The sequence below is a fragment of the Kitasatospora sp. NPDC056184 genome (assembly GCF_042268405.1).
GTDB lineage: Bacteria > Actinomycetota > Actinomycetes > Streptomycetales > Streptomycetaceae > Kitasatospora.
Window position 1 is genome coordinate 266,447 of record NZ_JBHJUI010000011.1, and the last position, 13,802, is coordinate 280,248.

At 75.4% G+C, this 13,802-nt stretch carries 12 protein-coding genes; 11 read left to right on the top strand and 1 reads right to left on the bottom strand.

Annotation, left to right across the window (positions count from 1 at the left end):
- The first annotated feature begins 3 nt into the window (after nucleotides 1–3).
- Genes ACFC0B_RS23220 through ACFC0B_RS23245 form a run of 6 tightly spaced genes read left to right on the top strand, consistent with a single transcriptional unit; the run spans nucleotide 4 to nucleotide 7,107 of the window.
- Nucleotides 4–1,323, top strand: a complete 1,320-nt coding sequence (locus ACFC0B_RS23220) for an O-antigen ligase family protein (RefSeq protein ID WP_376088816.1) — start codon at nucleotides 4–6, stop codon at nucleotides 1,321–1,323.
- Complete coding sequence (gene murJ / locus ACFC0B_RS23225) at nucleotides 1,320–3,056, top strand: murein biosynthesis integral membrane protein MurJ (RefSeq protein WP_376088819.1); 1,737 nt, start codon at nucleotides 1,320–1,322, stop codon at nucleotides 3,054–3,056. Before ACFC0B_RS23220 ends, murJ begins: the two co-directional genes overlap by 4 nt.
- Complete coding sequence (locus tag ACFC0B_RS23230; protein WP_376088822.1) at nucleotides 3,046–4,002, top strand: polysaccharide deacetylase family protein; 957 nt, start codon at nucleotides 3,046–3,048, stop codon at nucleotides 4,000–4,002. The genes murJ and ACFC0B_RS23230 overlap by 11 nt, the downstream gene beginning before the upstream one ends.
- Entirely contained in the window at nucleotides 3,999–5,123 is a 1,125-nt protein-coding gene (locus tag ACFC0B_RS23235) for a glycosyltransferase (RefSeq protein WP_376088825.1), read from the top strand. The genes ACFC0B_RS23230 and ACFC0B_RS23235 overlap by 4 nt, the downstream gene beginning before the upstream one ends.
- Nucleotides 5,124–5,182: 59 nt before the next feature.
- Nucleotides 5,183–5,944 carry a YveK family protein gene (locus tag ACFC0B_RS23240; RefSeq protein ID WP_376088828.1) on the top strand — a complete coding sequence of 254 codons (762 nt, stop codon included), beginning with the start codon at nucleotides 5,183–5,185 and terminating at the stop codon, nucleotides 5,942–5,944.
- A complete protein-coding gene (locus tag ACFC0B_RS23245) occupies nucleotides 5,941–7,107 on the top strand; it encodes a GNAT family N-acetyltransferase (RefSeq protein ID WP_376088831.1) in 1,167 nt (388 codons plus the stop codon). The genes ACFC0B_RS23240 and ACFC0B_RS23245 overlap by 4 nt, the downstream gene beginning before the upstream one ends.
- Before the next feature lie 12 nt (nucleotides 7,108–7,119).
- On the opposite strand, the gene ACFC0B_RS23250 is transcribed toward ACFC0B_RS23245, so the two are convergent.
- Nucleotides 7,120–8,346 carry a glycoside hydrolase family 26 protein gene (locus ACFC0B_RS23250; RefSeq protein WP_376088834.1) on the bottom strand — a complete coding sequence of 409 codons (1,227 nt, stop codon included), beginning with the start codon at nucleotides 8,344–8,346 and terminating at the stop codon, nucleotides 7,120–7,122.
- Nucleotides 8,347–8,733: 387 nt separating this feature from the next.
- On the opposite strand from ACFC0B_RS23250, the gene ACFC0B_RS23255 reads away from it, so the two are divergent.
- From ACFC0B_RS23255 to ACFC0B_RS23275, 5 genes are all read left to right on the top strand, one after another.
- The gene (locus tag ACFC0B_RS23255; protein WP_376088837.1) at nucleotides 8,734–9,657 is read left to right on the top strand and encodes a hypothetical protein; all 924 of its coding nucleotides are present in this window, start codon (nucleotides 8,734–8,736) and stop codon (nucleotides 9,655–9,657) included.
- Nucleotides 9,658–9,852: 195 nt separating this feature from the next.
- Complete coding sequence (locus ACFC0B_RS23260) at nucleotides 9,853–11,451, top strand: ABC-F family ATP-binding cassette domain-containing protein (RefSeq protein ID WP_376088840.1); 1,599 nt, start codon at nucleotides 9,853–9,855, stop codon at nucleotides 11,449–11,451.
- A 387-nt stretch (nucleotides 11,452–11,838) separates the two neighbouring features.
- Nucleotides 11,839–12,072, top strand: a complete 234-nt coding sequence (locus ACFC0B_RS23265) for a helix-turn-helix domain-containing protein (protein ID WP_350548483.1) — start codon at nucleotides 11,839–11,841, stop codon at nucleotides 12,070–12,072.
- Nucleotides 12,073–12,304: 232 nt separating this feature from the next.
- On the top strand, nucleotides 12,305–13,111 hold the full coding sequence (locus tag ACFC0B_RS23270; RefSeq protein ID WP_376088843.1) for an enoyl-CoA hydratase/isomerase family protein: 807 nt from the start codon (nucleotides 12,305–12,307) through the stop codon (nucleotides 13,109–13,111).
- Nucleotides 13,112–13,276: 165 nt separating this feature from the next.
- The gene (locus ACFC0B_RS23275) at nucleotides 13,277–13,798 is read left to right on the top strand and encodes an Asp23/Gls24 family envelope stress response protein (protein ID WP_376088846.1); all 522 of its coding nucleotides are present in this window, start codon (nucleotides 13,277–13,279) and stop codon (nucleotides 13,796–13,798) included.
- Nucleotides 13,799–13,802: the final 4 nt, after the last annotated feature.

Consider the following 13,802-nt stretch of genomic DNA (forward strand, 5'->3'; position numbering starts at 1 on the left):
GCCGTGGCCCTGACCCTCGCCGCACCCCCGCGCCCCGCCGAGCTGTTACGGCGCGCGGGGGGCGTCGTCCACGAACGCCCCAGCCTGCCGGCCGCCGCCACCGTGCTGCTGGTCTGCGTCCCCACCGGGGAGAAGGACGTCGCCGCCGCCGTCCACGTCACCGCCGCCGACCTCGCCTCGCTCGCCCTGGTCGCGCTCACCGCCGTGAACCTGCTGCGCGGCCGCACCCCGGCGATCGGCCGCACCGACGCCGTCCGGTTCGGCGCGATCGTGCTCGCCGCCGCCGTCGCCACCGTCGGCTCCATCGACCCGGCGACCAGCCTGACCGGCTTCGTCCGCCTCACCCAGGTCTTCGTGCTCGTCCCGGCCGCGGTGCTCTGCGCCCTGCGCGACCGCACCGACCAGCGGCTCGTCCTCGGCTCCTTCGTGATCGCCGCGCTGATCCAGGGCGTGGTCGGCGCCCACCAGTTCCTCACCGGCACCGGCGCCTCCTACACCGGCCGCCCGATCCGCGCCGTCGGCACCTTCGGCGCCCTCGACATCATGGCGATGTCCACCGTCGTCAGCTACGGCCTGCTCGCCGCACTCGCCCTGGCCCTCGCCGAACGGGGGGCCGGGAGCAGTGCCCGGCTGCGGCGGAGCCTGTTCGCGGCGGCCGCCTTCCTCGCCTTCCCGCTCGCCGTCTCCTTCAGCCGCGGCAGCTGGATCGCCACCACCGCGGCCGCCACCGTCCTGCTGCTGCGCGCCGACGCCCGGCTCGCCGTCCGCTCCGCCGTCCTCGGCACGGCCGCCGCCGTCGTCCTGGTCGGCGGCCTCGGCCTCGGCGGCTCCGGCGTCACCGCCCGGCTCAGCTCGATCGGCTCCGTCTCCGAGGCCCCCGACCAGTCGGTCTCCGACCGCTACGACCTGTGGGCCACCGCCGGGCGGATCTGGCAGGACCACCCCGTCTCCGGCGCCGGCCCCAAGGCCTTCCAGCAACTGCGCGACAGCCACGCCCCGCTGCGGCTCTCCTCCGGCAGCGACGCCGCCGACGCCACCATCGGCTTCCAGCGCGAACCGCTGCTCTCCCCGCACAACATGTACCTCCTGGTGCTCAGCGAGCAGGGCCTCGTCGGCATCGCCGCCTACGGGGCGCTCTTCCTCGGACTGCTGATCGGCTGCCTGCGCGCCGCCCGCGGCCCCGGCCTCGCCGCCCTCGCCCTGCTCACCTGGGTCCTGGTGGACTTCCTCTACGCCGACATCGGCGGCGCCACCACCGTGCTGACCTCGGTCGTCCTCGGCCTCGCCGCCCACGCCGGACGCCCCCGCGAGGCCGGCGCATGACCACGGACCGGCCTCCCACCCTCGGTTCCCCCGCGCTGCCGGCCCCCCGGCAGGCGCCCGCCGCCACCGGACCCGCCGGCTCCGGCCCGCGCCGCGGCTTCCTCGCCAGGGCCTTCGGCGTCACCGCCGTCCTCAGCGCCGCCGGCTCCGCCCTCGGCCTGCTCCGCGACCTCCTGCTCGCCCGCTACTTCGGCGCCAACCAGGGCACCGACGCCTTCCTGGTCGCCTGGACCGTCCCCGAGACCGCCGCACCGCTGCTCATCGAGGACGCCATGTCCTTCCTCATGGTGCCCGCCTTCGCGCTCGCCCTGGTGCTCCGCGAGGAGCGCCCCGACGGCCCCGACCCGGTCCGCCAGCTGGTCCGCGCCACCCTGCCCTGGCTGCTGCTCGCCCTCTCCACCCTCTCGCTGGGCGCCGCGCTCGGCGCCCCCCGGCTCGTCGGCCTGCTCGCCCCCGGCCTGGCCGACCCCGGGCTCGCCGTCACCTGCACCCGGATCACCGCGATCACCGTGCTGCCGTTCGGGGTGGCCGGCTACCTCGCCGCCGCGCTGCGCGCCCACCACCGGTTCACCGCCCCGGCCGGCATCTACGTCGCCTACAACCTCGGCATCCTCGGCGTGCTGCTCACCTGCCACGCCCTGTGGGGGGTGCGCGCCGCCGCGATCGGCGTGGCCTTCGGCAGCCTGCTGATGGCCGGCCTGCTGGTCGGCCCCTTCCTGCGCCGGCTGCGGTCCGGCAGCGGCCGCCGCGGCGGGGCCCGCCGCTCCTCCAACGCCCTGGTGCTGATCCCGCTCGCCCTGCTGCCGGTCGGCGTGTTCACCCTGACCCGCCAGGCCCAGGTGTTCATCGAGCGGTTCCTCGGGTCGGCGCTGCCGCCCGGCACCATCTCGCACCTCAACTACGCGGCCAAGGTCTCCCAACTCGCCATGACGGCCGGGATCCTGATCTGCACCGTCACCTTCCCGCTGGTCGCCCGGGCGCTCGCCGCCGGGGACGTCACCGCAGCCCGCGACCGGGTGGAGAAGGACCTCGGGCAGGCGGCCGCCGTCGTCCTGCTCGGCACCGCCTTCCTGATGGCCTGCGCCCCCTCGGTGGTCGCGCTGCTCTTCGAACGCGGCGCCTTCGGCCCCCGGGACACCGCCGCCACCGCCGCCGTCATCCGGGTCTACAGCTTCGGACTGCTCGCCCAGGCACTGATCGGCGTGATGATCCGCCCCTACTTCTCGCTGCGCCCGGTGGTCCGCCGGGCCGGCGACCCCAGCCCCGAGGACGGCGGCCGCCGGCTGCTCGACTGGTACCCGGCCGCCGCCATGGCGTTCGGCCTGGTCGTCACCGTCACCGTCGGCCTGCTCGCCACCCCCCGGTTCGGCGCTCTCGGCCTGGCCGCGGGCAACGCGGCCGGCATCACCGCCACCGCGGCCCTGCTGCTGCACGGCCTGGTCCTGCGCGGCATCCCGCTGCGGCTGCGGCGCGTCCTCGGCGGCCACGCCCGGCTGCTGGCCACCGCCGCCGGCGCCGCCGCGCTCGGCACGCCCGTCGCCGGCCTCGCCGCCGACCCCCTGCTCTCCACCGCGCTCGGCGGTCTCACCGTCGCGCTGGCCTTCGCCGTCCTGGGCACCGGCCTCGGCGCTCGCGAGGTGCGCGGCCCGGTCCGCGCCGCCCTCCGGGTCCTGGGACCGGTCCCCGGCCCGTCTCCTGTCGCCGATGAAGGGAAGCCTCCCCATGGATGCTGAACGGGGATCAGTCCGGTCGGTTCCGTCGGGCGCACGCCGCCCCGCCGCCCCGGACACCGGCGGCCGGCGCGCCGACCTGCCGCGCACCGACGCGCCACGGACCGGTGCACCGCCCTCCGGCGTCCGCAGACCCGCGGCGCAGCTGCCCAGGAGCCGACGTCCGCTCCCCGAGGCGCCGGTCGCCGAGACCACCTCGCCGTGGATCCTGATGTACCACTCGGTGGCCGTCGAGAAGGAGGACCCGTACCAGCTGACGGTCAGCCCCGAGCGGTTCGCCGAGCAGATCGCCTGGCTGCACCGGCGCGGGCGGCGCGGGGTCTCGGTGCGGGAGCTGATGCGGGCCCGCGCGGCCGGGCGGGCCGACAAGCTGGTCGGCCTCACCTTCGACGACGGCTACGCCGACTTCGCCCGGTACGCCGTGCCGATCCTCCAGGCCTACGGCTTCACCGCCACCGCGTACGTGGTCGCCGACCTGCTCGGCCGCGCCAACGACTGGGACACCGAGGGCCCCCGGAAGACCCTGCTCACCGTCCAGGAGGTCACCGACCTCGCCGCCGCGGGCTGGGAGATCGGCTCGCACGGCCTCGGCCACCAGGCGCTGACCGGCCTGCCCGCCGAGGTGCTCGCCGCGCAGACCCGGGAGAGCCGGCGGGTCCTGGAGGAGGTGGTCGGCGGCCCGGTCACCGGCTTCTGCTACCCGTACGGCGCGGTCGACCTGGCCGCCACCCAGGCCGTCCGGGACGCCGGCTACGACTACGCCGTCGCGATCGCGCACTCCCCGCTGACCGGCCGCTACGCGCTGCCGCGCTGCTACGTCGGCGACCGCGACGGCGCCTGGCGCCTGCGCGCCAAGCGCGGCCGCCACCGCCTGCGGGACACCGTCGCCGAACTCCGCCGCCAGCGCCTCGCCGCGCGCAGGAACCGCGCCCGAAGGGTTCCGTCGTGAGGATCCTGCACATCGTCACCGGGCTGGCCTCCGGCGGGGCGGAGCGCCAGCTCCAGCTGCTGCTCCGGCATCTGCCGGCCCACCAGCACTGCGAGGTGCTGGCGCTGACCAACCCCGGCGCGGTGGCCGCCGGGCTGCGCGCCGAGGGCGTCACCGTCCACCACCTCGGCATGCGCGGCAACCGGGACGTCGCCGCGCTGCCCCGGCTGGCCCGCCGGGTCCGGGCCGGGCGCTACGACCTGGTGCACACCCACCTCTACCGGGCCGGGCTGTACGGCCGGACCGCCGCCCGGCTGGCCGGGGTGCGGGCGGTGGTCGCCACCGAGCACTCGCTGCACCCCGGGGTGATCGAGGGCCGCCCGGTCACCCGCGGCGTCAAGGGCCTCTACCTGGCGGCCGAACGCCTGGGCACCACCACGGTCGCGGTGTCCCGGCAGGTCGCCCGGACCCTGCACGCCTGGGGCGTGCCGCCGGCCCGGGTCGAGCTGATCCCGAACGGCATCGACGCCGCCCGCTACCGCCGCCCGCCCGCCGAGCGGGCCGCCACCCGTGCCCGGGTGCGCGCCGGACTCGGCCTGCCGCCCGGGAGCCGGGTGGTCGGCGGGATCGGCCGGCTGGTCCCGGGCAAGCGCTTCCACGTCCTGCTGGAGGCGCTGGCCGGGCTGGACGCCTCGGCCCGCCTGGTGCTGGTCGGCGAGGGCCCCGAGCGGTCCGCCCTGGAGCGGCTGGCCGCCGGCCTAGGCGTCCGCGACCGCCTGGTGCTCACCGGTGAGCGCGACGACGTGCCCGACCTGCTCACCGCCCTGGACGTGCTCGCCGCGCCGTCCACCGAGGAGACCTTCGGCCTCGGCGTGCTGGAGGGGCTCGCGGCCGGCCTGCCGGTGCGCCACAGCTCCTGCCCGGCGCTGGACGAACTGCCGCCCGGCGCCGCCCCGCGGGCCCGCCGGATCCCCTCCGAGGCCGCCGCCTACACGGCCGCGCTGCGCGAGCTGCTCGACCCGCGCGACCTCGACGACCCCACCACCGACCCGCTGCCCCGGCCCGCCGCCGTCGGCCACTACGACATCGTCCGGGTGGCCGCCGACCTCGGCGCGCTCTACGACCGGCTGGCCCGGGCTTGAGCCGGCAGCACCGCCGCCGGGCCCCCGGCCGGGCGGCCCGCACAGCCAAGGAGTCCTCCATGACCGAACCGCGCAGTACTGTCCGCCGGCTGGTCGGCCGCTGGTGGCCGGTGGTCCTCGCGGTGCCGCTGGGTGCCGTCGCCGGAGCCGGGTACGCCGTCGTCGCCCACCCCTCGTACGCCGCCAACTCCTATGTGATCGTGGTGCCCGAGACCCAGGGCGAGACGGCCACCGCGGTCAACTTCGCCCAGGCGTACGGGCGGCTGGCCGGACAGCCGCAGGTGCTCGCGGCGGCCGCCGCCGAGACCGGGCAGGGCCTGGCCGAGCTGACGGCCCTGGTGCACGGCACCACCTCGCCGGACGCGCCGATGATCGAGATCACCGGTACCGGCCCCCGGCCGCGGGAGGCCGTCCGGGCGGCCGACGCGGTGTCCCGCTCGCTGGTCGCCTTCGCCAACACCAGCACCAAGGAGACCGGGGTGCGGCTGGTTCCGCTGGCCGCCGCCGCGGAGCCGGAGAAGCCGACCACGCCCTCCGGCCGGCTGGACGTCGCGGTCGGCGGCGCGGCCGGGGTGCTGATCGGCGCGCTGGTGATGATGACCCGCCGCCGGAACACCGGGCCCGAAGGGGCCGCCGGGCCCGCCGGGGCCGTCGACGGGGAGCCGCCCGCCGCGACCGCCCCGCGTCCGCGCGCCGCCGAGCCGGCCGCCGCCGGGGCCGAGGCCCTCGCGTCGGAGCCCCTCGCACCGGAGTCCCTCGCACCGGAGCCCGCCGGGTTCGAGCCCGTCGGGGCCGGGGCGGCCGCCGGGAGCGGACGATGAGCACCGAGGCCGTCGCCCCCGCGGCCGGCCTCCCCGCCCAGGCCCGCGCCCCCCGCTGGACCACCGAGCTGCGCCGGGAGGACGACGCCCTCGACACCCTGGCCGAGGAGTGGGACGACCTGGTCGCCCGCTGCCGGACGGCCACCTTCTTCCAGGCCGCCGCCTGGCAGCGCTCCTGGTGGCGCCAGTACGGCACCCCCGGCGCCCTGCTGGTGCTGCTGGTGCGCCGGGAGGGCCGGCTGGTCGGCGCGGGCGCCTTCCGGCGGCGCGGCGGCCCGCTCGGCGGCCTGACCGGCCTCGGCGCCGGGCTGATCGACTTCACCGACGTCCTGCTCGACGACGACTGCGCCGACCGCGCCGCCGCCGAGTTCGCCGCCGCCCTCCCGCTCACCCGCCCCTGGCACAGCCTGGAGCTGCGCGAGGTCCGCCCGGAGGCCGCCGTCCAGCGGGTCTTCGAGCAGTGGCGCGGCCGGCGCCGCCGGTTCACCGACTCGCTCTGCCAGTACCTGCCGGCCGCCCCGATGGAGCAACTGCTCCAGCGGGTGCCCGGCAGGACCGCCCAGCGCAGCCGGGTCAAGCTGCGCAAGATCGCCCAATCGGGCGTGGAGGTGCGGACGACCGGCCCGGAGGAGGTGCCGCAGGCGCTGGACGGGCTGCTGCGGCTGCACTTCCTGCAGTGGCAGGACCGCGGCGTCACCCCCGAGCACCGCAGCGAGCGGTTCGCCCGGCACCTCGCCGAGTCCACCGCCGGGCTGGTCGCCACCGGCCGCGCGGCCGTCCACCAGTTCTGGCTGGACGGCGAGCTGGTGGCGGTCGACCTGGTGCTGCTCTGCCCCTCCTTCAGCGGCCTCTACCTGTACGGCGCGCACCCGGCGCTGCGGGAGCGGCTGGACATCGCGGGCCTGCTGTTCGGCGCCGCGCTGGACGAGACGCTGGGTGCCGGGATCCCGGTGATAAGCCTGCTGCGCGGCCAGGAGCCGTACAAGCAGCGCTGGCGCCCGGACCAGCTGCCCAACCAGCGGCTGCTGTTCGGCCCGCGCGGGCCGGCCCCGGCGGCCGCCGCCCGGAGCGGCGCGGTGCGCGCCCGGGGGGCGGCGGTGCGCCTGCTCGACACCCGCGCGCCGAGGCTCAAGGAGGCGCTGGCCGCCCGCCGGCGCAGCTGACCGCCCGCCCGCCTAGCGCGGCCCGGCGGGCGGCGCCGGTGCGGTCGGCGGGACGGGGGCGGTCGGGGCCGTGGGCGGGGCCGGCGGTGCGGGGACCGCCGGCCCCGCCGGGAGACCGGGGACCGGCGGCGCCGTCGGAACGGCGCTCGGGGCGGCCGACGGCGCCGGAGCGGCGGGCGGCGCCGGCACGGCGGCCTCCGGGGCCCCCGGGGAGCCGGTCATCAGCTGCCGGAACCGGCTGCTGGAGCGCGGGTTGCGGTCGCACTGCCAGAAGCCGTGCGGACAGTAGTCGGTGACGGTCTGGTACGCGGTGTCGTGGGTGCGGATCCACTCCACCATCCGCTGCACGAACTCCGGGTTGTCGCCGTTGCGGAACAGCCCCCACTCCGGGTACGAGACCTGCTTGCCGCGCTTGGCCGCGAACTCGACCTGGTCCTGCAACCCGTACGGCTCGCGCACGTAGTCGTCGAAGGTGCCGCCGGCCGGCTGGTCGTAGTTGTCCATGCCGATGATGTCGACCACGTCGTCGCCCGGGTAGCACTTGGTCCACGGGATCGCGTCGAGGCCCCGGTTGGGCGCGAAGTCGAAGCGGAACCGCTGCCCGGGCACCGAGCGCATCACCGTGACGATCCGCCGCCAGTAGGTCTTCCAGGCGGCCGGGTCGGGCTTGCAGCGGTGGGTGTAGGTGACGCCGTTCATCTCCCAGCCGAGGGTGAGCACGGTGTCCGCGCCGCCGAGCGCGACCAGCCGGCGGGCCAGCTTGAGGAAGTGCCGGTCGAAGTCGCCGCGGGCGCCCTGGCCGAGCAGCCGGGCCACCTCGCCGTCCGGCACGTTCGCCTCGCTCGGCACCAGCATCGGCACGCCGAGCACGAGCATCCGGGACGGGTCGGCCAGCCGCCACTGCGACCACATGGCGAGCACCATCGGCTCGCCCTCGATGTCCGCCCAGCCGTTGCCCGCCAGATAGGTGTGGCCGACCTGGAGGTTGGCGTCGCCCAGCCACTGGGCGTACCGGCCGATCTGCGGGATGTAGTTGTCCCAGGAGCCGACGAAGGCCCCGAACGGCGGCTCGTGCGCCTGGCGCTGGACCGGCGGGCGGGGGGCGGTGCCGCGCGGCGCGATCGCGTCGGAGGACAGCGAGTGCCGCTCGGTCTGGCTCAGCGGTGTCCCGGCGGGCACGCTGGCGGTGGTGAGCAGCAGCAGGGTGGCGGCGGCCAGCGCCAGACGGCCGAATCGCATGGTGTCTCCTCGGACGGCGCCCCCGGACGGTGCCACGGGCAGGGCGGAGCAGGGCTGGGCGGAGCGGGGAGGGCCACGCAGCGTGGCAGCACCCTTGCCGACAGTAGGGGCGACCGGGCGAGGAAAGCCGAATGTCACCCTAAAGTGGGCGATATTCGAACGTCGTCCGCGTGTGCCGTGTATCACCTCGGTAACGGTCCTCGCGGCCCGGGGCGCCCTACCGCCGAGCCCCGTCCCGGGGCCCGCGGGGCCGTTCCGGGGCCCGACGGCGCAGGTCGCCGGGCGGGCCCGCGCGGGGCTCCGGGAACCGGCCGGCGGGGTTCGGCCGTTCAGCCGTACGGGAAAGTCCGGCTGACTCGCGCAGGCGCCGAAAGGTACGCTCCGCCCGTGTCCTGGAAGTCGCGTGCCCTCAGCCCCCGATCGATCCTCCCTGCCCTGGCGGTCCTGCTGGTCCTTGTGGCGGGCGCCGCCGCGCACGCCAACAAGCCGGTCCCGTTCGGCGACCGGGTGGCCGCGAAGGGCACCGCGGACGCGAGCGCGGACCCCACGGCCTCGCTGGACGCGGCCGCCCTCGACCTGCGGGTGGGGCCGGGCCTGGAGGCGTACCACCGGGCCACCGGCGAGCACGCCTGGTCCTACCACCGGGAGGGCGCCACGGCGCTCTACCTGGCGATGGCGGGGGAGAACGCCGTGGTCGTCTGGGACGACGGCCTGGTCACCTCGGTGCGGCCCGGCGACCAGCAGGTGCGCTGGCACCGCGCGGTGCCCGGCCTGGCCGACTGGCTGCGCGGGGCGGGCGAGCCGGGCGCCGACAAGCGCACCGAGGAGCAGCGCAAGCAGCTGGCCACCGAGCGGGCCGCGGCCTCGCTGCGCACCGTCGGGCAGTCCACGCCCTGGGTGGCGGTGGTCACGCCGGAGCTGACGATGGGGTTCCGCGACGCCGACGGTGATCTGCGCTACAACTCCAAGCCGCCGGGCAGCTGCGTCTACGACCCGGTGCGCACGGTGGCCACCGACCACGCGGTGCTGGTGCCGCGCAGCTGCGCCAACAGCAGCGGGCAGCCGGTCTCCGGCGGGATCTCCGGCTACCGGCTGGACAGCAGCGGGTGGCAGCTGAACGCCGGGCCCGGTGTCGCGATGAAGGCGCTGGACGGGCGCCGGGTGCTGATCTCGGACGGGCCGATCGTCGCCCCGCGGGTCTTCGACACCTGGGCGGCGGCGCCCGAGGCGGCCTGCGGCAGCCCGGCCGAGCCGTTCGCCGCCGTCCGCCCGGCCGGCGGCTGCGGCGAGGGCGGGGCGCAGCAGCCGTAGTGCTCCGGGCGGGTGATTCTCCGGGGCCGCCCGCGCGGCCCGGTAGACTTGCCGCCATGGCTGTTCTCTCCGGGCATTGACAGGCGAGCGGTGCCGCCCCGTGCGGTCCGCCGGTCCCCGTCGACGACGCCCTTTCCCGCCTCGGCCCGAACCCCGTCCGGTCGCCCGCCCACGTCCCAGGAGTAGTCCCCAGCCATGATTTCCGCCAACGGTCTCGAACTGCGTGCCGGTGCCCGGATCCTGATCGAGTCCGCGAGCTTCAAGGTCGCCCCCGGCGACCGGATCGGCCTGGTCGGGCGCAACGGCGCCGGCAAGACCACGCTCACCAAGGTGCTGGCCGGCGAGGGCATCCCGGCCGCGGGCACGGTGACCCGCTCCGGTGAGGTCGGCTACCTGCCGCAGGACCCGCGCACCGGCGACCTCGACGTCCTCGCCAAGGACCGCATCCTCTCCGCCCGCGGGCTGGACAGCGTGCTGCGCAAGATGCGCGAGAACGAGGAGCGGATGGCGAACGGCAAGGGCGCCACCCGTGAGAACGCGATGAAGAAGTACGCGCGCCTGGAGACCGAGTTCCTCACCAAGGGCGGGTACGCCGCCGAGGCCGAGGCCGCCACCATCGCCGCCGCGCTGGGCCTGCCGGACCGCATCCTCAACCAGGAGCTGCACACCCTGTCCGGTGGTCAGCGCCGCCGCGTCGAGCTGGCCCGGATCCTGTTCTCCGACTCCGACGTGCTGCTGCTCGACGAGCCGACCAACCACCTCGACGCCGACTCGATCGTCTGGCTGCGGGACTTCCTGAAGACCTACAAGGGCGGCTTCATCGTCATCTCGCACGACGTCGACCTGGTCGAGACGGTCGTCAACAAGGTCTTCTACCTGGACGCCAACCGCTCCGCCATCGATGTCTACAACATGGGCTGGAAGCAGTACCAGCAGCAGCGCGAGGACGACGAGAAGCGCCGCAAGCGCGAGCGGGCCAACGCCGAGAAGAAGGCCGCCACGCTGAACGCGCAGGCCGACAAGATGCGCGCCAAGGCGACCAAGACGGTGGCCGCGCAGAACATGGCCCGCCGGGCCGAGAAGCTGCTGTCCGGGCTGGAGACGGTCCGCGCCAACGACAGGGTCGCCAAGCTGCGGTTCCCGGACCCGGCCCCGTGCGGCAAGACCCCGATGACGGCCAGCGGGCTCTCCAAGTCCTACGGCTCGCTGGAGATCTTCACCGACGTCGGCCTGGCCATCGACCGGGGCTCGCGGGTCGTCATCCTCGGGCTCAACGGCGCCGGCAAGACCACCCTGCTGCGGATGCTGGCCGGGGTCGAGCAGCCGGACACCGGTGAGGTGATCCCGGGCCACGGTCTGAAGATCGGCTACTACGCCCAGGAGCACGAGACCCTGGACGCGGAGCGCACGGTCCTGGAGAACATGCGCTCGGCCGCGCCGGACATGGACCTGGTCGCGGTCCGCAAGATCCTCGGCTCCTTCCTGTTCTCCGGGGACGACGTGGACAAGCCGGCCGGGGTGCTCTCCGGCGGCGAGAAGACCCGGCTCGCGCTGGCCACCCTGGTGGTCTCCAGCGCCAACGTGCTGCTGCTGGACGAGCCGACCAACAACCTGGACCCGGCCAGCCGCGAGGAGATCCTCGGCGCGCTGCGCGAGTTCTCCGGCGCGGTCGTGCTGGTCACCCACGACGAGGGCGCGGTCGACGCGCTCCAGCCGGAGCGGATCATCCTGCTGCCGGACGGCGTGGAGGACCTCTGGAGCCCGGCCTACGCCGACCTGGTCACGCTGGCCTGATCGTGCATTCCCGGGGCCCGGTCGTCCGTACGGACGACCGGGCCTTCGTGTTCCCGCCCGGTCGGGCGTCGACATTTCTCCCCTTTTTGGGCCAGAAAAACTAGTCCTTTCGGCGTGTCCGGGAATGAAGGGGTCCTGCATTCCGTTTGAGGAGCTTCCGTCGGACCGCCACTCGATCGTGATCGGGACCACGCTGCTGATCAGCCCTTTCGCATCGAACGGCGGCACGCCCCCGGGGGCGTGCACTCAGCGTGAGCGCCCTTGTGCGCTCGGATCACCACCGCAGGACCGCCCGTTGCGGACATGGACCTTGTCGAATGGGTGGCCAGGACGCGGTGGATGGGTGATCATGGGAATCTGACCGAGCAACGCTACGAGGAGGCACGGGTGGCCGAGACTCTGAAAAAGGGCAGCCGGGTGACCGGTGCCGCGCGTGAGAAGCTCGCGGCCGATCTCAAGAGGAAGTACGACTCCGGGGCGAGCATTCGCGCCCTCGCGGAGGAGACCGGTCGCTCCTACGGCTTCGTGCACCGCATGCTGAGCGAGTCCGGGGTGATTCTCCGGGGCCGCGGCGGTGCCACGCGGGGCAAGAACAAAGCTCCTGCTGGAGCTGGTTCCTGACGCTTCGTCAATCCATCGGACGAATGACTCGGCGGCAGGGCGCCGACCGGGGAGACGACCGTTGATCGTCCGCCCCCGGCCCGAGCGAACCGGCCGCCGATCGTCATGTCACGGCCGCGCGCCGGCCGGGCCGCCCGTCGTCGGGAGCCGCCCGTCGACCGCCCCCTGCCGTCGCGCCGCCAGTTTTGTTACTCTCCGGTAGCCAAGCACCCTCGCCACCGGAGGTCCCCGCATGACCGCGCCCGCCACCGATCCGCAGAGCCCGCACCGGGAGCGGGACGGCGTCCGCCTGGAGATCGACGGTGAACTCGCCGTCGTCACCCTCTGTCAGCCCAAGCGGCGCAACGCCCAGTCGCCCGCCCTGTGGCGCGCCCTCACCGCCGTCGGCCGCGAGCTGCCCGGAACCGTCCGGGTGGTGCTGCTCCGCGCCGAGGGCGTCTCCTTCTCCGCCGGCCTCGACCGCGCGATGTTCACCCCCGAGGGCATCCCCGGCGAGCCCAGCTTCCTCCAGCTGGCCGCCGCCGGCGACAAGGAGCTCGACGAGACCATCGCCGGCTACCAGGAGGCCTTCACCTGGTGGCGCCGCCCCGACCTGGTCACCGTCGCGGCCGTCCAGGGCCACGCCGTCGGCGCCGGCTTCCAGCTCGCCCTCGGCTGCGACCTGCGGGTGGTCGCCGAGGACGTCCAGTTCTCCATGAAGGAGACCTCGCTGGGCCTCGTCCCCGACCTCGCCGGCACCAAGCCGCTGACCGAACTGGTCGGCTACGCCCGGGCACTGGAGATCTGCGCCACCGGCCGCTGGGTCGGTGCGGCGGAGGCCACCGCGATCGGCCTGGCGAACCTCGCCGTCCCGGCCGCCGAACTGGACGCCGCCGCCCGCGACCTCGCCGCCGCCCTGCTCGCCGCCCCGCGCAACGCGGTCGTCGAGACCAAGGCCCTGCTCCAGGGCGCGGCCGGCCGCGGCTACGACGAGCAGCGCTCGGCCGAACGGGCGGCGCAGGCCCGCCGGCTGCGCGACCTCGCCGGCATCGGCGACTGACCGACCGCAACCGCGCCGGAAGGCCCGGCCCCGTGGGACGCACCCACCGGGCCGGGCCTTCCGGCGTTCGGGCCTTCCGGTTGCTCCGGGGGCGGGATTCGTGGCGAAATGCCAGAGTTGGAGCGATTTGCGATATAGCTGGAGCCGCACGACGGGAGATGAGCCATGCCTGACACTCCGACGCCCGCCACCCTGCACAAGAACGCCCCGCACGGTACCCCCGCGCCCGCCGCCGCCTCGCCGGCGAGCTCGGAGGCCGCCCACGCCGCGGTCGGCGAGCGCGGCCGCACCGCGCTGGCCGTCGGCGTGGTCGAGAAGATCGCCGGGATGGCCGCGCGCGAGGTCAGCGGCATCCACGCCCTCGGCTCCGGCCTCGCCCGCACCTTCGGCGCGATGCGGGACCGGGTCCCCGGCGGGCGCAGCAGTGTCGGGCGCGGCATCAAGGCCGAGGTGGGGGAGAAGCAGACCGCCATCGACATCGCGCTGGTCGTCGAGTACGGCGTCGTCATCCCCGAACTCGCCCGCCAGGTGCGGGAGAACATCATCGACGCGGTCGAGCGGATGACCGGGCTGGAAGTCGTCGAGGTCAACATCGCCGTCAACGACGTCCACCTGCCCGACGAGCCCGACGTCGAGGAGGAGGAAGAGGAAGCACCCTCCTCCGGGCAGCGGCCCAAGCTGAAGTAGCCCC